This window comes from Sphingobium sp. 22B (assembly GCF_001580035.1).
Lineage (GTDB): Bacteria > Pseudomonadota > Alphaproteobacteria > Sphingomonadales > Sphingomonadaceae > Sphingobium > Sphingobium fuliginis.
Map to the genome: position 1 here is coordinate 105,458 of NZ_LTAB01000001.1, position 24,763 is coordinate 130,220.

26 protein-coding genes are annotated in these 24,763 nt (G+C 63.2%); 22 read left to right on the top strand and 4 right to left on the bottom strand.

Features of this window, described 5'->3' with window-relative positions; translation table 11 throughout:
* The first annotated feature begins 118 nt into the window (after positions 1 to 118).
* The 11 genes from A0J57_RS00470 to A0J57_RS00520 all read left to right on the top strand — a co-directional run bounded on the left by A0J57_RS00470 (position 119) and on the right by A0J57_RS00520 (position 10,950).
* The gene (locus tag A0J57_RS00470; protein ID WP_061934577.1) at positions 119 to 4,456 is read left to right on the top strand and encodes a strawberry notch-like NTP hydrolase domain-containing protein; all 4,338 of its coding nucleotides are present in this window, start codon (positions 119 to 121) and stop codon (positions 4,454 to 4,456) included.
* Between the two features lie 73 nt (positions 4,457 to 4,529).
* On the top strand, positions 4,530 to 4,844 hold the full coding sequence (locus A0J57_RS26475) for a hypothetical protein (protein ID WP_197565229.1): 315 nt from the start codon (positions 4,530 to 4,532) through the stop codon (positions 4,842 to 4,844).
* A gap of 64 nt (positions 4,845 to 4,908) precedes the next feature.
* Positions 4,909 to 5,373 carry a hypothetical protein gene (locus A0J57_RS00480; protein ID WP_044662172.1) on the top strand — a complete coding sequence of 155 codons (465 nt, stop codon included), beginning with the start codon at positions 4,909 to 4,911 and terminating at the stop codon, positions 5,371 to 5,373.
* Between the two features lie 123 nt (positions 5,374 to 5,496).
* Positions 5,497 to 6,213 (top strand): ATP-binding protein, encoded by a 717-nt coding sequence (locus tag A0J57_RS25100; RefSeq protein WP_052628230.1) that lies wholly within the window; start codon positions 5,497 to 5,499, stop codon positions 6,211 to 6,213.
* Positions 6,194 to 7,156 carry a hypothetical protein gene (locus A0J57_RS25105; protein WP_052628231.1) on the top strand — a complete coding sequence of 321 codons (963 nt, stop codon included), beginning with the start codon at positions 6,194 to 6,196 and terminating at the stop codon, positions 7,154 to 7,156. The genes A0J57_RS25100 and A0J57_RS25105 overlap by 20 nt, the downstream gene beginning before the upstream one ends.
* 108 nt (positions 7,157 to 7,264) lie before the next feature.
* The gene (locus A0J57_RS00495) at positions 7,265 to 8,455 is read left to right on the top strand and encodes a hypothetical protein (protein ID WP_044662173.1); all 1,191 of its coding nucleotides are present in this window, start codon (positions 7,265 to 7,267) and stop codon (positions 8,453 to 8,455) included.
* 58 nt (positions 8,456 to 8,513) lie between these two features.
* Positions 8,514 to 9,098 (top strand): hypothetical protein, encoded by a 585-nt coding sequence (locus tag A0J57_RS00500; protein WP_044662174.1) that lies wholly within the window; start codon positions 8,514 to 8,516, stop codon positions 9,096 to 9,098.
* Positions 9,099 to 9,160: 62 nt separating this feature from the next.
* Positions 9,161 to 9,463 (top strand): hypothetical protein, encoded by a 303-nt coding sequence (locus A0J57_RS00505; RefSeq protein WP_235600727.1) that lies wholly within the window; start codon positions 9,161 to 9,163, stop codon positions 9,461 to 9,463.
* A gap of 21 nt (positions 9,464 to 9,484) precedes the next feature.
* Positions 9,485 to 10,327: a hypothetical protein gene (locus tag A0J57_RS00510; protein WP_044662175.1), complete on the top strand. Its 843-nt coding sequence runs from the start codon at positions 9,485 to 9,487 to the stop codon at positions 10,325 to 10,327.
* 60 nt (positions 10,328 to 10,387) lie between these two features.
* Positions 10,388 to 10,642 (top strand): antitoxin, encoded by a 255-nt coding sequence (locus A0J57_RS00515; protein WP_044662176.1) that lies wholly within the window; start codon positions 10,388 to 10,390, stop codon positions 10,640 to 10,642.
* Positions 10,639 to 10,950 (top strand): type II toxin-antitoxin system RelE/ParE family toxin, encoded by a 312-nt coding sequence (locus A0J57_RS00520; protein WP_044662177.1) that lies wholly within the window; start codon positions 10,639 to 10,641, stop codon positions 10,948 to 10,950. The genes A0J57_RS00515 and A0J57_RS00520 overlap by 4 nt, the downstream gene beginning before the upstream one ends.
* A gap of 174 nt (positions 10,951 to 11,124) precedes the next feature.
* Here the strand turns inward: A0J57_RS00520 and A0J57_RS00525 are convergent, their stop codons facing one another.
* The 3 genes from A0J57_RS00525 to A0J57_RS00535 form a co-directional block, all read right to left on the bottom strand.
* Positions 11,125 to 11,514 (bottom strand): DUF4186 domain-containing protein, encoded by a 390-nt coding sequence (locus A0J57_RS00525; RefSeq protein ID WP_235600729.1) that lies wholly within the window; start codon positions 11,512 to 11,514, stop codon positions 11,125 to 11,127.
* A gap of 120 nt (positions 11,515 to 11,634) precedes the next feature.
* Positions 11,635 to 11,910: an HU family DNA-binding protein gene (locus A0J57_RS00530; RefSeq protein WP_044662178.1), complete on the bottom strand. Its 276-nt coding sequence runs from the start codon at positions 11,908 to 11,910 to the stop codon at positions 11,635 to 11,637.
* Between the two features lie 91 nt (positions 11,911 to 12,001).
* Positions 12,002 to 12,394 (bottom strand): HIRAN domain-containing protein, encoded by a 393-nt coding sequence (locus A0J57_RS00535; protein ID WP_101756454.1) that lies wholly within the window; start codon positions 12,392 to 12,394, stop codon positions 12,002 to 12,004.
* 115 nt (positions 12,395 to 12,509) lie between these two features.
* Between A0J57_RS00535 and A0J57_RS00540 the strand changes: the two genes are divergently transcribed.
* The 6 genes from A0J57_RS00540 to A0J57_RS00565 all read left to right on the top strand — a co-directional run bounded on the left by A0J57_RS00540 (position 12,510) and on the right by A0J57_RS00565 (position 17,479).
* Complete coding sequence (locus A0J57_RS00540; protein WP_044662180.1) at positions 12,510 to 13,673, top strand: winged helix-turn-helix domain-containing protein; 1,164 nt, start codon at positions 12,510 to 12,512, stop codon at positions 13,671 to 13,673.
* A 120-nt stretch (positions 13,674 to 13,793) separates the two neighbouring features.
* A complete protein-coding gene (locus A0J57_RS00545; protein WP_044663138.1) occupies positions 13,794 to 14,006 on the top strand; it encodes a hypothetical protein in 213 nt (70 codons plus the stop codon).
* A gap of 321 nt (positions 14,007 to 14,327) precedes the next feature.
* On the top strand, positions 14,328 to 14,789 hold the full coding sequence (locus A0J57_RS00550) for a DUF736 domain-containing protein (protein ID WP_037544061.1): 462 nt from the start codon (positions 14,328 to 14,330) through the stop codon (positions 14,787 to 14,789).
* A 95-nt stretch (positions 14,790 to 14,884) separates the two neighbouring features.
* Complete coding sequence (locus tag A0J57_RS00555) at positions 14,885 to 15,937, top strand: DUF2493 domain-containing protein (protein WP_044662181.1); 1,053 nt, start codon at positions 14,885 to 14,887, stop codon at positions 15,935 to 15,937.
* A complete protein-coding gene (locus A0J57_RS00560; protein ID WP_037543859.1) occupies positions 15,909 to 16,124 on the top strand; it encodes a DUF6117 family protein in 216 nt (71 codons plus the stop codon). Before A0J57_RS00555 ends, A0J57_RS00560 begins: the two co-directional genes overlap by 29 nt.
* 425 nt (positions 16,125 to 16,549) lie before the next feature.
* Positions 16,550 to 17,479, top strand: a complete 930-nt coding sequence (locus tag A0J57_RS00565) for a DUF2493 domain-containing protein (RefSeq protein WP_044663139.1) — start codon at positions 16,550 to 16,552, stop codon at positions 17,477 to 17,479.
* A gap of 149 nt (positions 17,480 to 17,628) precedes the next feature.
* On the opposite strand, the gene A0J57_RS00570 is transcribed toward A0J57_RS00565, so the two are convergent.
* Positions 17,629 to 17,958 (bottom strand): hypothetical protein, encoded by a 330-nt coding sequence (locus A0J57_RS00570; RefSeq protein WP_061934575.1) that lies wholly within the window; start codon positions 17,956 to 17,958, stop codon positions 17,629 to 17,631.
* Between the two features lie 382 nt (positions 17,959 to 18,340).
* Between A0J57_RS00570 and A0J57_RS00575 the strand changes: the two genes are divergently transcribed.
* From A0J57_RS00575 to A0J57_RS00595, 5 genes are all read left to right on the top strand, one after another.
* Complete coding sequence (locus tag A0J57_RS00575; protein WP_044662182.1) at positions 18,341 to 18,571, top strand: hypothetical protein; 231 nt, start codon at positions 18,341 to 18,343, stop codon at positions 18,569 to 18,571.
* A 423-nt stretch (positions 18,572 to 18,994) separates the two neighbouring features.
* Positions 18,995 to 19,297, top strand: a complete 303-nt coding sequence (locus tag A0J57_RS00580; protein WP_044662183.1) for a hypothetical protein — start codon at positions 18,995 to 18,997, stop codon at positions 19,295 to 19,297.
* Positions 19,294 to 21,300: a type IV secretion system DNA-binding domain-containing protein gene (locus tag A0J57_RS00585; protein ID WP_044662184.1), complete on the top strand. Its 2,007-nt coding sequence runs from the start codon at positions 19,294 to 19,296 to the stop codon at positions 21,298 to 21,300. Before A0J57_RS00580 ends, A0J57_RS00585 begins: the two co-directional genes overlap by 4 nt.
* Positions 21,297 to 24,242 (top strand): MobF family relaxase, encoded by a 2,946-nt coding sequence (gene mobF / locus A0J57_RS00590; protein ID WP_044662185.1) that lies wholly within the window; start codon positions 21,297 to 21,299, stop codon positions 24,240 to 24,242. The genes A0J57_RS00585 and mobF overlap by 4 nt, the downstream gene beginning before the upstream one ends.
* The gene (locus A0J57_RS00595; protein WP_082718609.1) at positions 24,220 to 24,762 is read left to right on the top strand and encodes a lytic transglycosylase domain-containing protein; all 543 of its coding nucleotides are present in this window, start codon (positions 24,220 to 24,222) and stop codon (positions 24,760 to 24,762) included. The genes mobF and A0J57_RS00595 overlap by 23 nt, the downstream gene beginning before the upstream one ends.
* The last annotated feature ends 1 nt before the right edge of the window (position 24,763 follow it).

The following is a 24,763-nucleotide window of genomic DNA, read 5'->3' on the forward strand; positions in this document are numbered from 1 at the left end:
GGGCTGCCTTCGCGCGGTTCCGGCCCCTTGCCGCACGCCATTTCTCCGTCCTCGAGGAGGAAGATGGGGAAGGGTGTGCGTCGGCGCTGATCGCGGCGCCCTTTGCTGGAGTTTCCCTATGACCCGTTCCCTTCTCGCGGCCCTCGAGGCCGGTTCCAATCCGCTTGACCAGAAGGTCTGGACGCTGGCCGCCGTTGCCAAGGCACTTGTGGATCTGATTTCGTCAGGACAGCCCATCAGCCGCCAGCGTCTCTCCCGTCTCATGGAAGTGCATTTCGGGGCAAGTGACGCCTGCGGTGCGTGGTCGCTCCGCGAGGCCTATGACGCCCTCGAGACCGCGCAGGTTTTGGCTTTGCTAGACGGCGGCATCGAACTGGCGAACCCGCCTTCCAAGGCCTTTTCGATCTTGAACGATTTGCTCGGTCGCCTGCCGACCCAGACCTACAGGTCCGAGCCGCAAATCGACATGCAGCAATTCTCGACGCCCGTCCCGCTGGCCTTTCTGGCGAACCTCGCAGCCGCCATCACGCCAGCCGATATGGTGCTGGAGCCATCGGCTGGCACCGGGCTGCTTGCGGTGTTCGCAAAGATTGCCGGGGCGTCGCTCCTGCTCAACGAACGCGATCCGGTCCGGGCGGGGGTGCTCGCCCAGGCGCTGAACCGCAAGGTCGCCAGCCATGATGCAGAATTCATCGATGACCTGCTCGCGGTGGATGAACAGCCGAGCGTCGTCCTCATCAATCCCCCATTCGCGCGCAGCGAAGGTCGGGGCAGGGATCGCCATGCCGGGGCACGCCATCTCCGATCGGCCCTGGCACGCCTGGCGCCCGGCGGCCGCTGCGTCGCCATCATGTCGCCGGCCTTCGCCCATGACGGCAGCGCGCGTAGTGGATACGAGGCGGTCGCGGCCCTTGTGCGGCCCCGCGTCGAGATCACGGTTCAGGGGCGCCCCTTCGCGAAACATGGCACCAGCATCTCGGTTCGCCTGATCATATACGACAAGGGCTGGACCGGCTCGCCCGACCGGCTGACCGTGAACAGCCTCGACGATCTGCTCCCGCATATCCTCGCGCTTCCGCCCCGGCTGTTTGATGATGGGCCGCCCGAACCGTCCCCTGAGCAGGCGAGGCCGCGGGTCATTGCTCCTGCCGCTCGGCCGACCGTCCGCCCGCTCTTCGCATCGGGCACGCGCCCGCCGATGCCACGGCCGAAGCCCCGACCCGTCGTTGCCGTCGACGGGATGGTCGAACCACTCTCCTACAGCGTCCGGGAAACGCCGCTGCCCGCTGGCGAGCAGATCGGCATCTACGTGCCCTGGCGTCTGTCGCGGATGGACATCCCGCAGGCAAAGCCGCATCCCGATCAGCTTGTTGAATCCATTGCGATGTCGTCGATCATCCCGCCGCGTCCGACCTATGTCCCGATGCTGCCGCGCTGCGCGGTAACGGCCCTCTCGGACGCTCAGCTCGAAACGATCATCTATGCGGGCCAAGCGTTCGAACGCGACCTTCCGGGCCTTCATGCCCCAAATGGCTCGGGTACGTTGCTGACGCCCGATGCCCATGGCGTCGCGTATCGCATGGGCTATTTCATCGGCGATGGCACCGGCGTCGGCAAAGGGCAACAGGTTGCCGGCTGCATTCTCGACCAATGGTCGCGCGGGCGGCGCAAGGCGGTCTGGATCTCGAAGAGCGCCGCCCTGATCGAGGATGCCCGGCGCGACTGGGCTGCGCTGGGCGGCCTACCCATCGATATCCAGCCGCTTGATGCCTTTGCCTTCGGTGCCCCGATCGCCATGGAAAGCGGCATCATCTTCCTCACCTATGCGACGCTGCGCTCGCAGCGGTATGATGAGGCGTCACGCCTGCACCAGTTGCTCGCCTGGCTGGAGGCAGATTTCGAAGGGGTCATCTGCTTCGATGAAGCCCATGAGATGGCCAATGCCGCGGGCACGGAAACCCAGTTCGGCACCCAGAAAGGCTCGGAGCAGGGGCTTGCCGGGGTCCGACTCCAGAATCTTCGCCCGCGCGCCCGCATCCTCTATGTCTCGGCGACTGGCGCGACTGACCCGGCCAATCTCTGCTACGCTATTCGCCTCGGCCTATGGGGACCGGGCACCTCGTTTGACGATCGCGCCGCCTTCATGGGCGGCATCGAGAAGGGCGGGATCGCCGCGATGGAGATCGTCGCGCGCGATTTGAAGGCTCTGGGCCTTTACACGGCGCGCGCGCTCACCTTCAGCGGCGTCGAATATGATCCGCTCGAACATCCCCTGACCCCCGGGCAGATCGAGGTCTACAACGCTTACGCGGACGGTTGGCAGGTGATCCACGCCCATCTCGACGAGGTATTGGCCCTCACCAACATCGTCGATCGTATGGAGAACAAGGCGCTGAACGCCCGGGCCAAGGGCGCCGCCCTGTCTCGGTTCGAGAGCGCAAAACAGCGTTTCTTCGCGCAGCTCCTGATCGCCATGAAGGTGCCGAGCCTGATAGCGGCGATTACCCAGGAGGTGGAAGCCGGGCACCATGCGATCGTGCAACTGGTGACAACGGCCGAGGCGATGCTCGACCGGCGTCTCGCGAGCCTGTCGGCGGACGAGCGGGCGCATCTCGATATTGAGCTATCTCCATCGGCGGCGATGGTTGACTACCTCAAGACCGCGTTCCCCGTTCGCATGATGAAGATCGTCAAGGGGAGCGACGATGTCGAACGCTCCGAACTGATGATCGACGAGCATGGCAATCCCGTCTTTTGTCAGCAGGCCCTGGCGCTTCGCGACGAGATGATCGAGCAGCTTTGCTCGCTCCCGCCCATCGGCCTGGCGCTGGACGAACTCATCCGTCATTTCGGGACGGACAGGATAGCCGAGGTGACCGGGCGCTCCCGGCGGCTGGTCCATGATGCGACCGGGCGGCAGCGCGTCGAGCGCCGGGGCGGCCGGAGCAATCTGGTCGAGGCCGAATCGTTCATGTCGGGCGCCAAGCCGATCCTTGTCTTCTCAGACGCCGGCGGCACGGGTCGTAGCTACCATGCTGACCGCAACTCCAAATCGGCGGACCGCCGCCGCATTCATTTCCTGCTCGAACCGGGCTGGCGGGCATCCAACGCCATCCAGGGTCTGGGCCGGTCAAACCGCACGAACCAGATGAGCGCCCCCGTCTTCCGGCCGGTCACCACCGATTGTCGAGGGGAGCGGCGGTTCATCAGCACGATCGCACGCCGCCTCGACAGCCTCGGCGCGCTGACCCGTGGGCAGCGGCAGACCGGCGGACAAAATCTGTTCGATCCCTCCGACAATCTCGAGAGCGATTACGCGCGCGATGCGCTCAACCAATGGTATCATCTGCTCTACCGGGGCAAGCTCACCAGCACCTCCTTCAAGGCTTTCGTCGACATGACGGGCCTCAAGCTGATCGACAAGGACAGCGGCGGACTGGTCGATGATCTTCCCCCGATCCAGCGCTGGCTGAACAGGCTGCTCGCGCTGCGCATCGAAACGCAGAACGCGATCTTCGAGGAATATATGGCGCTCATCCAGGCGCGGATCGATGCCGCGCGGGACGCCGGTACGCTCGATGTGGGCGTGGAGACGATCCAGACCGAGCGGACCGTCCTCCTCGATGAGCAACTGCTGTGCCGCGATCCGGTGACCGGGGCGGAGACGCGGCTTAGCCGTCTGGAGCTTCATTATCGGCGGCGCGCCACCGGCTTTGCCCAGCTCATGCGTGAGCATGGCAATGCGCCTGTCTCCTGGCTCCGCAACGGACGCTCGGGCCGCGTCGCGCTGCAGCGGCCGAGCTGGAGTATCATGGATGGGGAGGGCAATGCGATTCCCATGTGGGAGCTGATCCGACCAACAAGTCGTGAACGCATCCGGGATGTTGCCCTCAAGGAAAGCCATTGGGCGCCAATCGACGGTCAGGAATTTGAAGCGCTCTGGAATGCCGAGGTCGAAGAGGCGCGCGCCAGGATCGACATCGAAACCATCAATATGGCGACCGGGCTGCTGCTCCCCGTCTGGAACCGGCTGCCCGACGATGATCTGCGGGTCTGGCGAGTCTCGGACGCCCAGGGCAACTCGATCCTCGGCCGCATCATCTCGCCGAGCGGTGTCGAGAAGGTCACCAAGTCCTTCGGCGTCGACATGGCGATCACCCTTTCGCCTGCCGAGATGATCGCCGGCGCGCGCAATAGCGAGGGAGTCTCTGTGCCCGGAATGGATGCGACTCGCCTGATCTGGGTGCATGTTAACGGCAGCCGCCGCCTGGAACTGCGCGATTTTCCGCCAGCCCGGCGAGACTGGCTGAAATCGATCGGCTGCTTCACCGAGGTCATCCAGTACAAGACGCGGATGTTCATCCCCGCGGATCGGGCATCGACCATCGTCGACCAGCTCGTGCGAACGGGCACCGAATGGAATGTGCTGATCGCGTCGGGGTCGAGGGCTGCCTGACCCAAGCGGGAGGGAGGGGGAGAGGGAAGGTGCCGGTGAAAAGGATCATCGGCGCCTTTTTGAAAGATGCCTCATGACCGACCCCCTGAACGATGAAACGACCATCGCCCAGTTCAACCGCGACCTCGCCGAACGGGGATGCACGGCGCATGTCGCCCTCTTTGCTCTTGAAGACGCCAAGGTCGCGAGCGAGGGGGGATGCCCGCAAATCCTGGCCCTGATCGCCGACGAGGGGCGTTTCATCACCGAGCTGCCTCTCGCGGTTTCGTCCGAGATGGTGGCCCTGGCCTATTGCCTCTACGGCCGGGGTGTGACCTCCGGCGTCCAAGCTGGCGCAGACGCTGCCTGGGCGAAGCTACGGTTCCTGATCGGGGCAGCCGCCGCCTGATGATCGTGCAGTGATCTCGCGTCAGTCGGGGCCTCTTCCATTCCTTTGCAACAGGAGCTTTGCCATGGCTGACCGAGCCAGCGTCACGATATCGATCGGTGGCGTCCTTCCATCCTTTCTCATCGGCGAATTGTTCGCCGCGATCAGGCACGACGGAGCGGGCCGCGACTGGGACAGCGGCCCGTTTCTCGATGAGGACATCGTCGGGGGCGAGGTGCTCTTCCTTTGCGGGCATGAAATCGCCTGGGGCATGTTCGATGCGCTCGAAACATTCTGCCGGGTTCATGGTCTGCCATTCGCCCGCTGGTCTGGCAGCTGCCGAAGCAGTTTTGGACCGGAGCGGGTCGTTTACGACGGCACGAGCGAACCGAGACATTTCCTCGCGACGGACGATAACGAGATCCTCTTCTCAATGGAGGAGATTCAGCGGCTGGGATCGCTCGACGCGATCGAAGCGCATTATGTCTTTGCCAACCGAATCGTGCCGCCGCTGACCATCGATCCCACGCCTCCCGCCGAGAAGGGGTGATGGAATGGATATCACGGCCGCCCGCCGGACCGCTCCTGCCGGGACCGTGATCGGGTGACAGGAAGAGGAGGGGGAAGGGGATGAGCGCAGCCATGGATCGCTGTGCTCTTTGGGAGACCCATCATGACCCTTTCAACCACCGTTTCCACTTCCGTTTCGCAGGGTGCGATCACCAGGATCACCAGGCTATTCAATGGGACGCTACTCGATGTTCTGAACGAGCTGTTCCAGAACGGACGACGCGGAGCGGCCACGCAGATTTCCATCAGCACCATGACGGAGGGCGGCCGGACGCTCCTGTGCGTTGCCGATGACGGCACCGGAATCGATGATCCGGCCCATTTGATCACGCTGGGCCAGTCCGGCTGGGACGACGATGTCGCCCGCCGGGAAGACCCCGCCGGCATGGGCATGTTCAGCCTGGCGGGCCGATATGTCGAGATCCGATCCTGGTCGCCGCGCCATGCCACCGGCTGGACGATGGTGATCGGCCCCGATGACTGGGAAGCCAGCGCGCCGATTGCCGTGGGCACCAGTGCCATCGCTTCGGGGACCGAGATACGCGTCGAGCTATGCCCCGCCTGGGAAAAGGCCTTGTCCTATTCGGTCGCCGCTGCCGCCCGCCATTACCGGCCAGGCCATCGATCGGACGGACTGGCTGGCGGAGGCCGAGCATATCGAAACTGCCCTTGGGTGCCGCATCGGCGTGTTCCGCGGAAGGACAGCTTCCGACCAAGTCCCTCGGATCAACTTCCATGGGGTCACTGTCCCCTGCCGGCTGCCCAGCCTGATCGAATGTCAGCGCGAGGACCAATGGTCGGTGGGGATCGACATCATTGATGCCCCGCAGCTCCAGCTGGTGCTCCCGGCCCGCAAGGAAATCATCGAGAATGCAGGGCTGGAGGCATTGCGCTCCGCCGCCATGACGGCGATCTTCAAGGCCATCTCGAAACGCGACGGCCATTGCCTTTCGCATAAGGACTGGTTGCAGGCGAAGGAGCGCGGCGTCCTATTGCCCGAAGCCCGGCCTCGGCTTCGGCAATGGTCTCCGATGACCGGCGAATGTACGCGGTCCGGGACCGCCCGACTGATTGACGCGAAGGGCGCGCTCGTCACGCCCTGCCATAGTCCCAACTTTGCCCAGTGTCTGTCGCGCGCGCTTGAAGCCAACCCCGAATTTTCCACGCCGCTCGTTGAACCGGAACCGGGGTTCGCAGGCTATGCCTGGTATGACGCCCTGCCAAAAATCGAAGATTGCGAATTCCTGATCGTTCAGGATGGCAAGGAGCATCTGTTCGACGAGACCGATGATCGGCCTGATCTCAAATCTGGACGCGCGGATAGCATTACGGCGCTGTTGCATATCACGACCGCTGATGACGCGAAAAAGACCGTCCGCTTGGCCGCCGATCTGTTCATCTCCTATGACAGCTGCCTCGACTTCGAGATCGAGGACGCCGCGATTTTTCTGATGCGGGCTTGCACGATCGATGTCGATGTCCTGACCGACCTGCTGGAAGCCATCTGCTTCGAGGCCCATCGGGATGGCGACGCCGACAGCTGGGACACCCAACACGATCAATTTCTGCTCGACGCGCGGCAACTGGCCATCGAGCAGCTCCTCGACGCGGATGAAGCGCTGATCACCCGCTGCGGCACGGTTGTCTCCAAACATCTGCGGTGGCTGGTGCCGCAGGGCAGGATGATCACCATATATCTGGGCGCTGACCCGACCAGGATCGAAATCAGCGACATTCCCGCCGTGGAAACGAACGAACGCTGATCCGCGCTTCGTACGGCGGTCAGGAGGGAAGGGGGAAGGGAGGAGTGGCGATAGGCGAGGGCAGAAGCTCGGCGCGTGTTGCCCATCCCCCCAGCCCTGGAGGTTCCCATGACTGCCATCACCGCAACCGATCGTGCGGGTGTGCGCCCGTATCGGGTGGATATCTCGCGCGGAACGAATGTCTCCCGCGTCTCATCCGAATGGTTCAGCCGCCCGCAGGACGAGCGCTATCTCTCGCTCGGCGATCTGTACCACAGCGTTCGGACCCGAGCCGACCGCGCCACCACCCGCATCGTGGAAAGCCGCAATGTCCGGGTCGAAGCGCGCAGCGATGAACCCGAGCGCCTGTCGCTGATGATGCCGGGCGATGACGCGCCCATCGCGCCAACCAACTGGTCCTTTGGCCAACTTTGCAGCCTCGTCGGCGCGCCGGCAGCCTATCTCCGCCAACTCCCGGCCGCGCTCGCCGGCATCAATTTGCAGCATGGCCTGATCTCGCATTCGGGCGAACATGTGAAGCTGCTCCAGACCAGCGATGGCCGCAGCGAACTGCGCGCGGTAACCGGCCCCGACTATGGTCGGATCTGGGATCACGAACTCGTCGCGGCGGTGATGAAGATCGCGGGCAACGGCACGGGCGACACGCGCTGGAAGGTACCCGGCGTCCTCGATTGGAGCGCGATGACCTATAACCCCATGGTCGACATCACCCATGACACGACGACCCTCTACGCATCGGATCGTGACGTCTTCCTCTTTCTCGTCGACGATCTCCACCCCATCGAAGCGGGTCGATTGCCCAATGGAGAGTCCGATCTCTACTTTCGCGGATTTTACACCTGGAACTCGGAAGTTGGCTCCAAGTCATTGGGAATAGCGACTTTCTATCTTCGCGCCGTGTGTCAGAATCGAAACCTCTGGGGCGTGGAAAATTTCCAGGAAATCAACATCCGCCACTCCAAATTCGCGGCCAATCGCTTCGCGCATGAAGCAGCCCCGGCGCTCGAACATTTCGCCCAGAGTTCGCCCCGCTCCTTCATCGACGGCATCGCGGCCGCTCGCACGAAGATCGTCGCCCGCAAGGATGAGGACCGTGAGACCTTCCTGCGCAAGGAGGGTTTCTCGAAGGCCGAAACCGGGAAGATCATCGCGACCGTCCTTGCCGAAGAGGGGCATCCTCCGGCTTCCGTCTATGATTTTGTGCAGGGCATCACGGCGGTCGCCCGCAGCCGTCCGCATCAGGATGGCCGCCTCGACCTCGAATCCAAGGCGCGCAAGCTGATGGAACGCGCCTGCTGACCTCGTCTGGCCGGACGTCCGTGCCGGACCCTTTCACATTTTTTTCCGGAGAATGATCATGGCGACCACGCCCGTTTCCGCGCGCCTTTTTGCGGTGCGCATCCAATATTTCAGCGCCGGTGAATGCTATGCCACCGAGACCATCGACGTCGAAGTGCCCGACGGCGCCGATGTCTCGGCTGTGGTCCATGCCGCCGCGCAGGCCAGCACCTATCATGATGTGCGGATTCCCGAGCTCAGCTTCACCGTCGAATATATCGCGCCCGACCCGGACGATCCCGACCCGGCGCCGCGCGCGGGCCGGCTGAAGCCGGTCTGCGCCCACTGCGGATCGGATTCGATCGTTCGGGACGCCGCGGTCCGCTGGGAAATCGAAAGCCAGCAATGGGAGGTGACGAGCATCTTTGATTGCACCACCTGCGATCTCTGTGGCGCCGAGAGCGACGACCTCGCGACCTGGGTTCCAGCCGAACAGGTCACGCCGCCCGAGCAGTTCGAAATCGACCTCGCCGCCAAACTCGATACGCCCGAATTGCGAAGCGATGGGACCTTCCAGCAATTTTGCTTCGGGCTGTTCCTGACCCATTCGGTCGAGGATGCAGCCGTCGCATGGCTGTCCTCCGACCACAGCGCTCCGCGATAATGTCGCCGGTCGACTGGCCATCTTGGACAATGCCCGTTCCCACTTTCATGAGGAGCGATCCCATGACCATCACCATTCCCGACGATCCGCTCGTCGAACGCTTCAATGCGCGGCTCGTGCAGCTCAATTCCTCCGCTCGCGTGGCCCTCACGCGCATCGCTGGACACACCGGCATGCTGGAGCTTCGGGATGACGCGGAGAATTTTCTCGAATTCATCCCGGCCGAGGCGTCGCCTGAAATGGCCGCCATCGCCTTCCGCCTCTATGCCCGCGGCCTCAACCGGGGCGTCCGGGCAGGCGAGGAGGCCGCATGGGCGAAGCTGCGCTATTTGATCGGCGCTGCGGCCGCTCCTTCCCATTTCTGACCCTCAAGAAAGGCAGATGCCATGGCTGAGACCTATTTTTCCGCCTGCTTCACCTTCTGCTGCACCAACGCCGAAATGGCGTTGCTGGAGGAGGCTTTCAACGCGGCCGAAGATCTGAACTGTGAACTGGAGCCGCCCGCGCCGAGCAAGGAATTTCTCGAAGCCTTCCCGTCGACGCAGAGCAGTGACCCATGGAGCGGCCTCCTCGGCATATTCGACGATCCGAAATTTCCGATCCTGGGGGCTGAGCTCACCGGAGGAAATAGTTTCGAGGAGCCGACCGTCTCGACCCCCATGATATCGGGAACGGTCGATTTCCAGCCCTGGCCCATCGCCGAGCTTGTCCGGCGATGCTGCCCGGTCTCGCTCGCGAAGGCGCCGATCTGCTTTGAATGGGCGGTCACCTGCTCGCAGGCGCGGCCGGGTGAATTCGGCGGCGGCCGCTGCGTCATCTTTGTCGACAGGATCGATATCCAGTCCACCGGCGAGGCCTTAAAGGTGGCGCTGGAGCGCCCGATCGGCAGGACAGGTTTGCCGGCAGCTCTGCCTGCGGCCGATCCAGCGGATCGGCCGCTGGTCGGCCGGAGCCTGCTTATCAATGCGCCGGAATATTTCCGCGACCCGGCGTTCAAGGACTGGCTCGGCAACTCCCAGCCCAAATTCACATGGTATCGCGGCGGCGAGCCGGATGAATGGTCGGATGTGATCGTCATGGTCGATCCGAGCCTCAGCGGGGAAGGGAGCGACTCGGACATGCCCGCGCCCATCTGGGAACGGATCGTCGATGCTTGCCGGTCGTACCTCGGTCCCGGCCAGGGACCCTCGCCGCATTATATGGTGCGCCTGACCAATCTCGGAGAGTGAGGTAACCACAAACCCACATTTGTGCTAATCTGGGTTTGTGGTGAAAATTGCGAGGTCCCCATGAGTCGCCTGACGATAGATATTACCGAGCAGCAGCATCAGAGCCTGAAGGCGCTGGCGGCGTTGCAGGGCAAAACGATCAAGCAATATGCGATCGAGCGCCTCTTCCCTGTCGATGCAGGTGATGAAGAACCCTGGCAAGCGCTCAAGGCGCTCCTGGGCGAGCGAATCGCGCAAGGGCTGGCGGGCGGCATATCCGACAAGGATTTCGGTTCGATTGTTGACGAGGAACTCGGCAAGGCCAGCCACGCTTGACCGCTCCCTATGTCCTGACCGCGGCCGCGGCGGACGATTTGCGCGCGATCGTCCGTTACACAAAAAAGCAATGGGGCGACGGACAGGTGCGCTCCTATATGACCAAGCTGGAACGCGGTATCGTGCGTCTTGCAACGGGCCAGGGCGCGTCCAGGGATATGAGCGATCTCCATCCGGGTCTTCGCATGTCCCATTGCGAACATCATTATGTCTTCTGCTTGCCCCGGGGAGATGAGCCGGCGCTCATCGTCGCCATTTTCCATGAGCGCATGGATTTGATGGTGCAGCTGGAAAACAGGCTGGTTTAGGCGGCTTGCGAGGCGGAGTTCCCGCGACGGTCTGCCAATGCGATCACCCCAACAGGGTATGACAGCGATTGCGCCTGAGCCTATCGTATGTCTGCGACCCGAAGGCTCGTGGCTCTGGCCACCGAGGCTTCTTTCTGGCCCGATCATCCCAGCGATGATCGGGCCATTTTTCTGTCACTGATAGCGATCGCTCAGCCAGTGCCTGATAACCGCCACGATATAGCGCTGGTCCTGGGCACTAAGCCTCTGGTCGGCAGCGATACCATGCCATTTGGAGAGGCAGGTTCGGCAGCAGGTCGCCGTTGCATGCTGGGCGACGAATACCGGATGCCCGCGCATCGGTGTCTGTTTGCCGTCATTGAGCGGTAGCTCGGGAGCCAGCCGCTGGGCGATGAACTCTTCCGCATGGGTGAGGATCGTATCGAGGCCCCGCTCGGCTAGATAGGCCTGTTCCTTCGCGTTCAACCGGAAACGCGATCGGAATGCCGATCGGCCAAGGCGAGCGAAGAGCGGAGTGAGGTCGTCCATGCCGATGGCATATAGGGCGCCGCCACGATCTTGCATCGCTCCTCGCTGCAGTGGGCTGCTATTTCTTGCTGGCACTGGACATGGTGCCGTTGGCGGTGGCGAAGGCGCTCTCGTCGAGGAGGCGCCCCGCGCTTCACGCGCGGAGCGCCGGATCGATCAGCCGTTCAACTGATCCTTGACCGCCTTGGCGGGCGTGAAGGCAAGCTTCTTCGACGCCGCAATCTGGATCGTTGCGCCGGTCGAGGGATTGCGGCCTTCGCGGGCGGGCTGATCCTTGACTTTGAACTTGCCGAAACCGTTCAGTGAAATCTCTTCGCCCTTCGCTGCTGCGCCGGCGATATTCGCGAAGACCGCGTCGACCAGCTTGCGGGCATCGGCCTTGGTGACGTCATGCTCGGCGGCCAGTGCTTCAGCCAGATCGCTATTGTTCATTGGATATCCCTCTCAGAAGTGAGGCGCCCGCAATAGCGGCGGAAAAAGCGCTGGAACAACCATTTTCATGGTTATTCCTGCAGCCAGCGCGCTAATCGTCAGGCGGGATATAGTCTGGGTAGAAGCCGGTCTCATCATCATGGGGACACGGCTCTGGTTCGCGCGGGCGCGCAGGGGGCAGGACCGGATCAATCCCTGAGAAGCTGATGCGGATGATGGCGCCGCCTTTGGTCGCTTCCTGGAAGATAGCGCGAATCTCCTCGCCCTGGGCCATGCGCGACCCAATCCAGCCGCAGCGCTCGGCCGACAGATAGCCAATCTGAACGCCGCGCATGCTCCAGACCGCGATGGCTGACGGATCGAACGGGTTCTTTGGCTCGGGTACGAGATCGACAGCTTCGCCCGGCACACAGAGCCTGATCTCGAACAGCCGGTTGCTGCGGTCCTTATTCTCATGGATGGCGCCGACGACGGCGAGGCTCATGTCGGGACGACTCATGCGAGCTTCGATAGGTCGATGATCTCCTCCCGCCAAGCACTGTCCAACCTTGCCGATCGCTGATGTCATTGTCTCCATCGTTGGTTTAGCAACGGACAACATGACGAACAGCATTTCGCTTCGCGAGGCCCGGCGCATTGCCCTTGCCGCCCAGGGTTTCGGCCGATCCCGGCCCACGAACGTCGGTAAGGCGCATTTGCGGCGGACGACCGAACGCCTTGGGCTCCACCAGATCGACAGCGTCAATGTTTTGGCGCGGGCCCACTATATGCCGGCCTATTCGCGCCTGGGCGGTTATGATCCAGGCTGGCTTGACCAGGCCGCCTGGGGGAAAGCCCGCGACCGTCGGCTGTTTGAATATTGGGCGCATGAAGCTTCGCTTCTCCCGATGGACTATCACCCCTTGCTTCGCTGGCGGATGACGCGCGCCGATCGGGGGGAGACGGGATGGAAGGGCCTGCGCCTGTTTGCCGGCGAACGTCGGATTGAAGCCGAAGCGCTGCTCGCCCGGTTCTGGAGCGACGGTCCACTGGCAGCTTCCGACTTTGAGGGTTCGCGCAATCGATCGGGATGGTGGGAATGGGGCGAAGCCAAGCAGATGCTCGAATGGCTCTTCTGGGCCGGACACATCACCACGGCGACCCGCCGCGGCAGCTTCGAGCGCGTCTATGATCTGACCGAGCGGGTCATTCCGCCAGACATCCTAGGCATCCCGACACCGGAGCCTCGCGACGCCCAGCGGGCGCTCATCGAGCGATCCGCCCGCGCGCTCGGTATCGCCACCGCCGGCGACCTGCGGGACTATTTCCGGCTGAAGCCCGATGAGGCCCGCGATGCCATCCAGGATCTGAAGGACGAAGGAACGCTCATTCCTGTGTTGGTGGACGGTATCTCGCAGGCGGTGTTCCTGCATCGCGATGCCCAGGCACCACGCCGGATAGCTGCGCGGGCGCTCCTCTCGCCCTTCGATCCCCTGATCTGGGAGCGATCCCGAACTGAGAAACTGTTCGATTTCCATTATCGGATCGGCATCTACACCCCCGCGCACAAGCGGTCCCATGGCTATTATGATCTCGCTTTTCTGCTCGGTGACCGGATCGTGGCGCGGACCGATCTCAAGGCGGACAGGAAGACGGGAAGGCTGCTCGTGCAGTCCGTCCATCTCGAACTGGGTGCCCCGGCAGAGACGCATGAGGAACTGGCCGCGGAACTTCGGTTTCTCGCGCAGTGGCTCAAACTGGAGCCCGTCTTGCCGGAAATCTGACCCCGCATTTCAGGCGTGTTTTCGGCTCCACACTGATGGTTCGCGGCTGCCTGAAAATCGTCGAAAGTTGGCGTGAAAAGCCTTATGAGGTGGGGTGCGGTTGAGGCAGAGGAGCGCTCGATGGCCGAATTTCAAGGACGCGACCTGCACCTGGTCAAGAAGGCCCTGTGCATCGGTATTCTCACGATCGAGAGCCAGGAGGACGGACCGTTCAAGGCCGAGTCGGATCTTTCCGACATGAAGGCTCTGGCGGACGACCTGATGCCCGGCGGCGTCGAACTCCATCACTATATGCGCTCTGCGCATATTGCCCTTACCGGTAGACCGGACTGACGGACGCATATCCTCTGCCGGGCTGATGTCGCCTGGCTCGGTCCATGACTGGCTTGCGCTTTGAAAAACGCGGCGCCGGTAATCGTTGGCCTTTGCGCCACATGGCGTCGCGCCTTCTGCTCCAGATCTTTCATAAATGTTTGCCCCTGGCGCGCGTCCCTCACGTACAGGCGCGGGGTGAGGGAGGGAGCGGCGTCGGTGAGGTCGTGCCCTCATGCGAGGGCAGGGCTTGGGGCGCAGGCAGGGACCAGAGGGGAGGAGGATTTTGGAGGGTGTCGCTTTCGAATGGTCGAGAGCGGCATTATCCAAGGAGTTGAAGTCATGAATATCGGTGAAATCAAGCCCGTGAACGGCCGCCTGGAAGGACATATCGCGACCCGTCTGCTGGACTTGCCGAAGTTGGGATTGCGTCCCGTCCAGAGCACCAATGAGCGTGCGCCCGTCTTCGAAGTCGTCGCGCGCAATGTGGGCGGGCGCTGGGTCCAGATCGGCGCCCTTTGGGAAGCGACCGCCAATGTGAGCGGGGAGAGCTTCCTCCAGGGTTCGCTGGACGATCCGAGCCTCCCCGAACCGCTGCCGATCGCCCTGTTCGGTTCGGATCAGGAAGGCTATCGGGTCGCCTGGCGCCGGCGGGAGAACCGCGACGACTTCGGTGGCAGCCAGCGCAGCCCGCGTCGCGAAATGAGTGGCGGCGGGATGTCCGGCGGCTTTGGCGACAGCACCGCCGGCGCCGATGGCTCGCTCATGGGTAGGAATGATCTCGACGACGAGGTTCCCTACTGAGAATCCAGCGAAGCCAATATGGGCCGGGAGAGCATCCGCTTTCCCGGCCTTTTTTGCGTCCAGTTTCCGTCTCTCAACCGTGAAAGGACAGCGCCATGGCCAGTGCCCCGCGCAGCAGCATCGATCGCTTTGCCGATCTGCCGACCCTCTATGCCCAGATGACCGCGACCCCTGAATTCCAGGCAGCCTTTGGCGACCCGCTTGGTCTCTCGATTGTCTCGCCGGGTGAAGAACCGGCCGAATATGAGATGCCCGAACCCATCGCCGTGCAGGCCGAATGCGGCGGGATTGTCGCCGCCATCTTCGACCTGTTCTGCGATACCCGGCTCGAGACGCTTGCCCCGGAAATTGCCTGGGGCATCGTCAACAGCTTCCACTTCGTCGCCGGGAAGCTCGAACGGCAGGAGGACCGGCTTGCCGAGGAGGTGGGTGACCTGGCCCGTCAGCCGGACGTCAGCGAGGTGTACACGACCTCTCTGGAGGAAAAGCAACTTCTCTGCCAGTCCGTCGCGGAACAGCGCCATGCGATCGAGTGCATGCGCGACTATGCCGCCGAAATGTATCGTGCCCTGTCGGGATGGCCATGGTCGCCCGCGCGCGGCACCAGGGCGTCGACCGCATCAAGCGCGAGCCAGATCGCGGCGCTCGATTTCCTGCGTGCACGGACCCTCGCCACGCGCGAGAAGCATATGCCGCAGGGACCGATCGTCGTCGTGACCGGCCCTGCCGACTGGCACGACTGGAAACTCATCTGGGACCGGCTCGACCTCATCAAGGCGCGCATCCCGCACATGACCCTCATCACCACCGGGCAAAGGCGGGGTGTCGACCAGATCGCGGCAGCCTGGGCAGCGCGAACGGAAATAGGCGTCCCGGTCGTGGTCTACGGCCTGTATGGCTCGGGGCGGAAAACGGCTTTCAAACGGAACCGGAAAATTCTCGAACTGAATCCCGTCGAGGCGCTGCTTTGCGAAGGATCGGGCGTGCAGGCGAACCTCTACCAGTTGCTGCGGGAGGCTGATGTTCCGATCCACGCCTTCCACCGCGCGGACCAAGCTGTCGACACCCCCGTGCTGGCGCGGCAACGCGGTCAGGCGAGCAATCGAGGGGAGGCGGCACATGGCTATTCCCGACTATCTGCGCACTAATTTCCAGACCCTCCTGCGCGCGGCGGGGGACGGCAATCTCGCCCTCATGGAATGTCAGGATGCGCAAACGGGTGAACCGCGTTTCGTTATCTGTGCCGTCGGCCGGGATGGTCCCGAGTATGTGATGACCCCCTTCGGTCATCTGGCCGAAGGCGATCCTTATGACGCCTATGTCCCGCCGATCTGACGCGGCCGGGTCGAAACGAATATCCTCCAGGGGATCGGCAGCACCCCAACTGTCGGTCCCTTTTTTTATCCAATGGGAGAGGGCATCCCGCCCGCTACGGGTCTGTTGGGCGAATGCTGCGCCTGGACCCAGCCTCCATGGGGGCATCGAGCCCCCATGGAGGCTGCCTCTCTTCTTCTCTCAACAAGCGGGATGAGTTTACACGGGAAACCCCGGCGGCCTCAAGGACGACGGGGCCCCACCATTTTTTCTCGCGGGCGGGCGTCGGTACGCCCGTGCCACCTTCTCGCGCGCAAGAAAAAATCGTGACCCCCATCGCCGCTTCGCGGTCGTGGCTGCGCCACGATCCTTGACCCCGCCGAGGCGAGCCCGTGTCGAAGAGGAAACCTCTTGAAGAGCGAATGAAGGAGGTTCCGATGACTGACATGACCGACCGCGACGCTGCGCTGGATCGCTTCGCCGACACCTTTATCGAAACGACCGACGGTTACCGCATCACGCCCGGGGACGATGTGACGAGCGCGCCGATGCCCGACGCCGAACTGGTCGCCCGCGCCACCGAGTTGCTGGTCACGACCCTGTTCGACGTCCTGCGCGATACCCGGCTGGAAGCCATGGCGGACCGGATCGCGTGGGGGATCGTGCACAGCTTTCACAAGGTCGCTGGCCAGATCGAGGGGGAAGCGGACAAGGCGGCGATGGTCGTCCGTCGGCTCATCGAACAGAATGACGGGAGCGAGATTGGCAGCGTCGAGCTGGAAGAGGCACAGATGCTCTGCCAGTCACTCGACGAGACCCAGGACGCGCTGGCGTGCATGCGGGATTATGCCGCCGCGACCTATCATGCCGAGACCGGACGGCCCTGGTCAGCCCCGCGCGCTTCGCTGGTCTCCTCCAAGCGGACGGCATCGGTGCTGGCGGCGACCGACTTCCTGGCGGCGCGACGCAAGCGGCACATTGATGCGCGCGCGCCCAAGGGGCCGGTCGTGATCTTCTCCGGCGGACAGGTCTGGGAGGATCACCGGCTTCTATATGCGGCGCTCGATAGCATCAAGGAGCGGGTGCCAACGATGGTTCTCGCGACAACAGGGCAGGATAAGGGGTGCGACGCGATCGCGGCGGCTTGGGCGGCGCGTAACGCGTGTCATCTCATCCCCTTCAGCCTCGACCGGAAACTCGGAAATCGGGCGGGGTTCGCGCGGAACGAACAGCTGCTCCGGCTCCGTCCGGTAGAGGCGGTAGTGTGCCAGGGGTCGGGGCTGCAGAGCCATCTTGCACGCGAGGTGCGCAGGCTCGGGGTTCCGGCGCATTTCTTCGCCCTCGCAGATCAGCACCAAAATCGCGCAACCCGATAGGAGAGGTCGCGCAAAGGAAAAAGAGGCGGTGGAGCGCGCGACTCCGCCGCCTCTTTTTTTGTCGAGTGGGGGAAAGGTCGTCGCGCTCAGGGACCCGGACGAAGGCCGCAAGCGACCTCCGTCCGCGCCCGTCGCGCAACGATGCAGGGTCAGCCAGGCTGACCCTGGCCAGCTGCGCGCGGCTCCGCCGTGCTCGCTGCCGGGACAACCCTTTGGGTTGGTTTTACGGTGGGTTTATTGCCGGGTTCGGTCGCATCGATCGCGCGCAAGGCTTCCATCGCACGGTCGCCGCCGATGCGAATCGCGTGACCTAAAATATCGCGAAAGGCGCGCTCGCTCAGCTGCTCGACGGGGACATCTTCGATCATCGAGGCATATCTGCCGCGCAGAGCGCGGCGGGCATCCAGAACTTCTTGCGCGAGTTTGCGTTCCCTTGCTTCGAGATCGGCAAGGCGTTCACGCTCATTCATTTTGGGCATGCGTCATCCTTCACTATTCGGAAGGTCTGCCCGCCAGGCAGGATGATCGACGAAAGACGCTGGGAAGGCAAGGGCCATGATCGCTTCTATCTCGTAGCGCAGCGCTTGGGGGCACGGTCATAGGAAGCCTCCTGGCGCCCATCGAGGGCGCCCGAAGGCTGCTGCCGCGATATGGAAACTCTCTCTTATGAGTCCCAGCATGGCGGACGAAGCAGAGAGCCTCAAGGATCGACGGTTCCCCCAATTTTGCCGATCCCGGCGCTGCGCTTGGGCGTCGACAAAATCGGCACCCCCGTCGCCCGCTGCGCGGTCGCTGCGCGATCCTTGACCCTCTCTGCTTCGCCCACCCGCGCGCGCCTTCATTGCAAGAAGGAGCCGCAAGATGAACATCGTCGATATGACCATCCAGGAAATGGAGCGCCGCTGCTCGCATCTCGAAATGATCCTCGCCAGACGCGACATGTATGCCGAGATGATCGACTGGAGCGCGATGACGCTGCAGGAACGGGAATGGGACCGATGGGAGTATAGCTTCGAGATACATACGGAACTGTGGGAACTCGAGAACCGCCTCGAGACCTTGGTCGAACGCGAGAGCTGGACACCGTTCTGAGGGGGCTTGCCCCCCTTTTTTTTCCTGGTCGCGGCTTTTGCGGCCGGGTAGAAAATCCCCTTGCGGGGAAGCCACGCCCGTACCCGGTCGAGGCTGGCGCAGCGGCAAGCCGCAGCGAAGGCAGGACGCACGGCACTAGGCCGTTTTGTAATGCACCGTACGCACGGGTGCTGCGGGCGCGAATCGCCAGCATTTGCGCGGTTTTCCGGGCGAATACGCGTCGTCGCCTGATGGCACTGATTGACGCCGCCCGGCGCGCTTTGGCTGCCGTTTGGCGTGGGCGCTCGGCTAAGTGCTTGATCTTCCATGGCACCGTGTGGCTGCCGCCCTGCTTACATGTAATCAATTGAGAACAGGCTGAAATTCGAATATAAGGGCCGTGCTTCATCACGATTGGCCAGGCGACGAACAGGAGTTTGGCGCTTGCCCAGGATTACCATAAGGTTCAAGGACGCGCTCTTCGGGCGCCTTGTCTTCGGCGCTCAGGCGGCCGGCTCGACCATCCCCGACTATGTCCGGGACATCCTCAACCGCTATGAAGGCATGGACGCGGCGGGCTATCATGGCCGCTTCGACGAGGTGCAGGCGACCCTCATCCAGGTCTTCGCGATCCTCGCCGCATCCGTCGGCGCGCGTCGGCCCGATATCCTCGAGAAGGGGATGGAAGATGCCCGCGCCCTGCTCCTGGAACGGGGCCTTCTCGATCCCGAGGAGATGCAATCATGAGCATCTTCCGGAACGACACGCTCGGTTCATGGACGAGGGGCGGGCAGGCCATCGTCCACAATGTCCGCATGACGACGCAGGTTTTCTTCCAGACCTTGCTGGCGGGCATCGCCATCTGGGTCGGCGGAACCATCTGGTATGTGCTGGAGAAGTCCACCGACTATCAGCGGTTTGTGGCGGTCAAGATCGTCGAGGCGACGCTCAAAAGCGACGTACCCGGCGGTGCGCCGGTCCTGTTTCGGACGCCGTCGGGTCGGCAATATTGGACGACGTCCGATGCTTTGCTTGGCTCCCGCATCGCCAAGAAGACCCTGCAGGCGATGGAGCATCATCTGGTTTACGGCGCCGCTCTGGCGGGCGCCTTCGCCCTGCTGATGCTCGCCTGGGCCTGGTTCTATTTCACCCGGACGGGGAAGGGCCTCGGTTCTAACCAGTTCCTCCGTGGCGCCCGTTTCGGCACGGCCCGGCAGTTACAGAGGCTGTTATGGCGGAGCCGGAAGGGAAGCTTTGCGATCGGCGGCGTGCCCGTTCCCGATGCCTTCGAGCCCGAACATATCCTGATCTGCGGTGCCCCCGGAACCGGCAAGACCAACATCATCGTCAAGATGCTGGATGGCATGCGCAAGCAGGGCAAGCGGGCGATCGTCTATGATACGGCCGGCACCTTTGTCGAGAAATTCTACCGGCCGGGTCACGACATTCTGCTCAATCCGCTGGACGAGCGCGCCGACTGCTGGTCGCCCTGGGTCGATGTCCCGCGCGACTATCATTATGACCAGATCGCGGAATCGACGATCCCCGAAAAGGGCGGCGATCCCTTCTGGGCGAAAGCCGCGCGTGGAACGCTGGTCGCGGTCCTGCGCAAGCTTGCCCGGTATGAAAGGACGCTCGTGTCGGCGTTGCTCGAAACGGTGTTGCGCAGCCCCTTGAAGACACTGGCGAGCTTTGCCGAGGGGACGGACGCCGCCGCCTTCATTTCGATGGAAGGCGACCGGACGTCGGCCGGGATTCGGGCTGAACTGGCCTCAGTCATGCGCAGCTTCTCCTATCTCGATGATACCGCTGACGGCTTTTCGATCCGGGACTGGGTCGCCAATGAGGAGGATGACAGCTGGCTCTTCATCACCGTGAAGGCGGACCAGCTTCCCTCCCTCCGGCCCCTTGTTACCGTCTGGCTCGACATTGCGATCAGCGCCATCATGAGCCTGCCGCCCGACCGCAAGCGGCGTCTCTATTGCGTCATCGACGAACTCCCGACCCTTCAGAAACTGCCGTCTTTGAGCGACTTCCTCGCCCGCGCGCGCAAATATGGCGGCTGTGGAATTTTGGGGTTCCAGTCCTACCCGCAACTCGAGGCAACCTATGGCATTCAGGATGCCGCTGCGATCACCGGCTATTGCTCGACATGGGTGGCGCTCAGGGCCAATGACACCCCCACGGCCAAGCATGTCTCGGAAAATCTCGGACAGGTCGAGCAGGTCGAAGCCAATGAGGGCATGTCCTATGGCGTCAACGACATGCGGGATGGGGTCAATCTCTCCCGAATGCAGGTGACCCGTCCGCTGGTGATGCATACCGAGGTCACCAATCTTCCCAATCTTGCGGGCTACCTACGGTTCGGACGGAACCTCCCCGTGGTGCGGTTCACCGATCGCTACAACGCTCTGCCCAGTCCGCAGGCTGCGTTCGTCGAGCGGCTTGCGCCGCCCGTTCGATTGGACCCGGAAACTGAAGGGGAGGCCGCGTCCAAGCCTTCTGAATCGCCATCCAAGCGACGCCGACCGAAGAAAATGGAAGCGCCCGAACTCCCTCTTGAAGTGGACGATAGTGGCTCGCCCGCGCAGGACGAGGTCGGCCCGCAAGGTCCATCTTCCGATCCTGTGGAGGGTGACGCTGGAAACGTGGACAGTGGACTTCCCAAGCTGCTGGGACGGGCGAGCGGCTTTCGCCTCCGGCAGCATGGCCGCGCATCGGGTGACCGCAACGATGCGAGGCCGGCATGATGCATCCGCGCCGCCTCAAGGGCTCGCCGGGCAATATCGCCCGCTATTATGCCATCGGGGACTATTATACGAAGGGCGAGGCCGAGCATTCCTCCTGGGGCGGCAACCTGGCGGGCGAACTCGACCTTTCGGGCGATGTCGATCCTGAAACCTTTCGGTCCCTGCTGGCCGGCAAGGTCGCGGGCCAGCAGCTTGGCCGCCATCGGGCCGAGGGGATCGAGCATCATCCCGGCTGGGATTTCGCGATCAGCGCGCCCAAATCCGTTTCGGTGATGGCGCTGGCCATGGGCGACGAGCGGATCGTCCAGCTCCATGAACGCGCGGTCGATGTGACGCTCGCCTATCTTGAGGAGCATGCCCAGCTGAGGAAACGGGAGGAGGGCAAGATCGTCCATGAGACGACCGGCCGGCTGCTCTGGGCGCGGTTTACAGAGCATGCGAGCCGCGAACTCGATCCCCATCTCCACACCCATGTCGTTGTCCTCAACATGACGAACGGGCAAGAGGGCGATCCGATGGCAAGCCTCGAGACCCGGGCCATGTATGCCGTGCAGATGACCAACGGGCAGATCTACCGCAATGAACTCGCCCATGGTCTGCGGGAGCTTGGCTATGAGATCGACTTCGATCCGCGCCGGGGTCTTTTCGAAATCAGGGGCGTCCCCAAGACCCTCATTGAGGAGATGTCGCAGCGATCCCAACAGATCAACGAACATGCCCAGCAGCATGGCCTTTCCGGGCAAGCGGCACGCCGCCAGTCTTTCTATGCCACTCGCGGCGCGAAGGTGAAGATCGGGATCGACGAACTGCTGATCCAATGGCGTGGACGTCTGGGCCCCCATGAGAAGCCGCTCGAAGCCGTGCGGCAAGGCGCCGAACAAGTGGGCGAACATGCTGTCCCGGTCGACCGGGTCGATGCCGCGCGTGCCGCCTTGTTCGGGATCAAGCAGTCTGAGGGAAAGGAGGCGGTCAACGCGCTTGGCCGACTTTTTACCACTGGGCTGGCGTCCCATGTCGGGGAGGTTCGGTTTCAGGATCTCCGACCTCTGATCGAGGCCCATGAGGAAAGGCGCAAGCTCCTCGCGACCCGCGGACAGACAGGGGACGAGATATTGACGCGGGGCCGGACGAGCCGCCGGACGGTGCGTCTGGAGCAGTCGCTTGCCATGCATCTTGCCCTTGCCGTTGGGGATGGTCGGCCTGTGGCGAGCGCCGATCGTCTGCTTCCCGTGCTGGAACAGGCGGGGCTTTCCCCGGAGCAGGAACGTGCGCTGGTGGACATGGCGACATCGAGGGACCGGGTCACGGGCCTTCACGGCGTCGCGGGAGCGGGCAAGTCGACGCTCATCCGCTCCCTGAAGGACGCCGCGCTGCCGGGCACCACCTTCATCGCCCTGGCGCCGACATCCTCCGCGGCGGCGGAATTGGGCGAGAAGGCGCAGGTTGAGTCCCGCACCGTGGCGAGCCTTCTGGCGGGCGGTGGATATGGGATCAGCGGCAACCATGTGCTCGTACTCGATGAAGCAGGGCAGCTCGGAAACCGCCAGGCCTTGCGAGTGCTGGAGATCAGCCGGGCCACCAGCGCGCGCCTCATTCTCCTGGGTGACAATAAGCAGACGGGCGCGATCGAACAGGGAAAGGCCTTCTGGCTCATGCAGAAATTAGGGATGCAGACTGCCGAGCTTACCGAGTCGCGGAGGCAGCAAACAGAGGCGATGCGGGAAGCTGTCGCGCATGCTCGGGCAGAAAATTATGCCGCCTCGATCGGTCGGCTCGACAAGGTGGTGAGCGGCGAGGATGCCGCCGACCTCGCCAAGGGCGTGGTCGCGGAGTGGACACGTCTCAGCCCCAGGAGCCGCGCCGCGACCAACATTCTCGTTCTCGACAATGCGTCCCGCCTCATCGTCAACAGCAAGATCCGGGAGGTTCTCCAGCGCGAAGGCGTCGTCGCGGCCGAGGAGACCCGTTTTTCGGTCCTGACGCCGGGCGGGCATAGCGACCAGGAGAAGCGGCTGGCGCGCTTCTATTCGGGCGGCCAGGTGGTGACCTTCAGCCGCGATCAGGCAGGGGCGGGCCTCGAGCGGGATGCCGAATATCGCGTTGTCGGGGTGGTGCGGGACACGCAGGGGCGGCAACGCGTCCGGCTGGTGGACGAGCGGGGACGCACCCATCTCTGGGATCCCCGCATGGCCAAATCCTCGCAGGTCAATGTGTTCGTGGACGAGCAAAGGGACCTGAGCGAAGGCGACCGCATCCAGTGGCGCCTCGCATCGAGAGAGCTCATGCTCAAAAATGCGGAGCGCGGGACAGTCGAGAAAATCGAGGGGAGTTTGGCAACGATCCGCTGGGATCGCGGCAAGCGGGTGCAGACGGTCGATCTGTCGAAGCACAAGACATGGGATCATGGCTACAGCGAAACCGTCTATTCGGCACAGTCCAAGACCTATGACCGGGTCTATGTCCTTGCGCCGATCGGATCGCCGCTTGTGAATGCGCAGAATTTTTACACGGCCATTACCCGCGCCCAATACGGCGTGAAGCTCTGGACCGAGAATCCCGAGAAACTGGTCGAGAAGCTTGAACAGCGATCGGGAGAGAAGACGTCGAGCCTCGAAGGGCTCGGGCGCCTGGAACGGGACCATCGTGATCGCCTAGCCGCTCGTCATATGCGCCATCTCCAGCAGCTCAAGGAAGACCAGGAACAGGAAAGGCGTTTGCGGGCTGACCGCCAGCTTGAACGGCAGCTTCGCGCCCAAGGCTTCAGGGAAAGGGGTGTGGCCGATCGCCTTGCCGATCGAGCGCAAAAGGCGTTCGAGGCGTTAGACCGCCATCTGCAATCCTTTTTGAAAGGCCGTGAGAGCGAAAGAGCCGACGCCGTCCACGCGGTCGAGCAGCGAGCAGGCGATCGGGGACAGGAGGGTGGCCGTGGCCTGGATCGCTGATCGGCGCTGCGCCTGTTTGATCCCGCTTCTCCTGATGCTGTTGTCATGGTGCGAAGCGGCGTCAGCGGCACGGCCACCAGAACCCGAGGTCGCGCGCTGCATCCGACAAGCGGCGCGTGGGCAGCTATGGCTTGAAAAGACGCTCTGGGGATTGCGCGATCAGGAAGCCGGTTGGATCGGCTCGGAAATTCTGAACAGGGATGGAAGCCATGACCTGGGGCCTCTCCAGATCAACAGTTGGTGGGTGCCGAGGATCGCCGCGCTCATAGCTCGACGCGAGGGGGAAGTCCGGCGCTGGCTGCGATTCGATCCCTGTTTCAACGCCGAGGTGGCGCGCTGGATCTTTCTCGACGCACTCAAGATGAGCGGCAATTATTGGAAGGCGGTGGGCATCTATCACAGCCCAAACGGCATTCGCCAACGCAGGTATGCAGCGTTGGTTGCGGTTCATCTGCAAAGGCGGTTTGGGACCAATGTGTTCGGGAGGCGGGCCGTCACGCTGGCGCGGCCAGTTCCCTGAT

Coding starts and splice junctions, on each gene's coding strand:
- A0J57_RS00545 (WP_044663138.1), top strand. CDS start 13,794: ATGGCCGAATTTCAAGGACGCGACCTGCACCTGGTCAAGAAGGCCCTG.
- A0J57_RS00565 (WP_044663139.1), top strand. CDS start 16,550: ATGACCGACCGCGACGCTGCGCTGGATCGCTTCGCCGACACCTTTATC.
- A0J57_RS00510 (WP_044662175.1), top strand. CDS start 9,485: ATGGCTGAGACCTATTTTTCCGCCTGCTTCACCTTCTGCTGCACCAAC.
- A0J57_RS00535 (WP_101756454.1), bottom strand. CDS start 12,394: ATGAGCCTCGCCGTCGTCGGCGCCATCCATGAGAATAAGGACCGCAGC.
- A0J57_RS00515 (WP_044662176.1), top strand. CDS start 10,388: ATGAGTCGCCTGACGATAGATATTACCGAGCAGCAGCATCAGAGCCTG.
- A0J57_RS00555 (WP_044662181.1), top strand. CDS start 14,885: ATGGCCAGTGCCCCGCGCAGCAGCATCGATCGCTTTGCCGATCTGCCG.
- A0J57_RS00505 (WP_235600727.1), top strand. CDS start 9,161: ATGACCATCACCATTCCCGACGATCCGCTCGTCGAACGCTTCAATGCG.
- A0J57_RS00470 (WP_061934577.1), top strand. CDS start 119: ATGACCCGTTCCCTTCTCGCGGCCCTCGAGGCCGGTTCCAATCCGCTT.
- A0J57_RS00530 (WP_044662178.1), bottom strand. CDS start 11,910: ATGAACAATAGCGATCTGGCTGAAGCACTGGCCGCCGAGCATGACGTC.
- A0J57_RS26475 (WP_197565229.1), top strand. CDS start 4,530: ATGACCGACCCCCTGAACGATGAAACGACCATCGCCCAGTTCAACCGC.
- A0J57_RS00525 (WP_235600729.1), bottom strand. CDS start 11,514: ATGCAAGATCGTGGCGGCGCCCTATATGCCATCGGCATGGACGACCTC.
- A0J57_RS25100 (WP_052628230.1), top strand. CDS start 5,497: ATGACCCTTTCAACCACCGTTTCCACTTCCGTTTCGCAGGGTGCGATC.
- A0J57_RS00550 (WP_037544061.1), top strand. CDS start 14,328: ATGAATATCGGTGAAATCAAGCCCGTGAACGGCCGCCTGGAAGGACAT.
- mobF (WP_044662185.1), top strand. CDS start 21,297: ATGATGCATCCGCGCCGCCTCAAGGGCTCGCCGGGCAATATCGCCCGC.
- A0J57_RS00570 (WP_061934575.1), bottom strand. CDS start 17,958: ATGCCCAAAATGAATGAGCGTGAACGCCTTGCCGATCTCGAAGCAAGG.
- A0J57_RS00480 (WP_044662172.1), top strand. CDS start 4,909: ATGGCTGACCGAGCCAGCGTCACGATATCGATCGGTGGCGTCCTTCCA.
- A0J57_RS00575 (WP_044662182.1), top strand. CDS start 18,341: ATGAACATCGTCGATATGACCATCCAGGAAATGGAGCGCCGCTGCTCG.
- A0J57_RS00560 (WP_037543859.1), top strand. CDS start 15,909: ATGGCTATTCCCGACTATCTGCGCACTAATTTCCAGACCCTCCTGCGC.
- A0J57_RS00500 (WP_044662174.1), top strand. CDS start 8,514: ATGGCGACCACGCCCGTTTCCGCGCGCCTTTTTGCGGTGCGCATCCAA.
- A0J57_RS00495 (WP_044662173.1), top strand. CDS start 7,265: ATGACTGCCATCACCGCAACCGATCGTGCGGGTGTGCGCCCGTATCGG.
- A0J57_RS00585 (WP_044662184.1), top strand. CDS start 19,294: ATGAGCATCTTCCGGAACGACACGCTCGGTTCATGGACGAGGGGCGGG.
- A0J57_RS00540 (WP_044662180.1), top strand. CDS start 12,510: ATGACGAACAGCATTTCGCTTCGCGAGGCCCGGCGCATTGCCCTTGCC.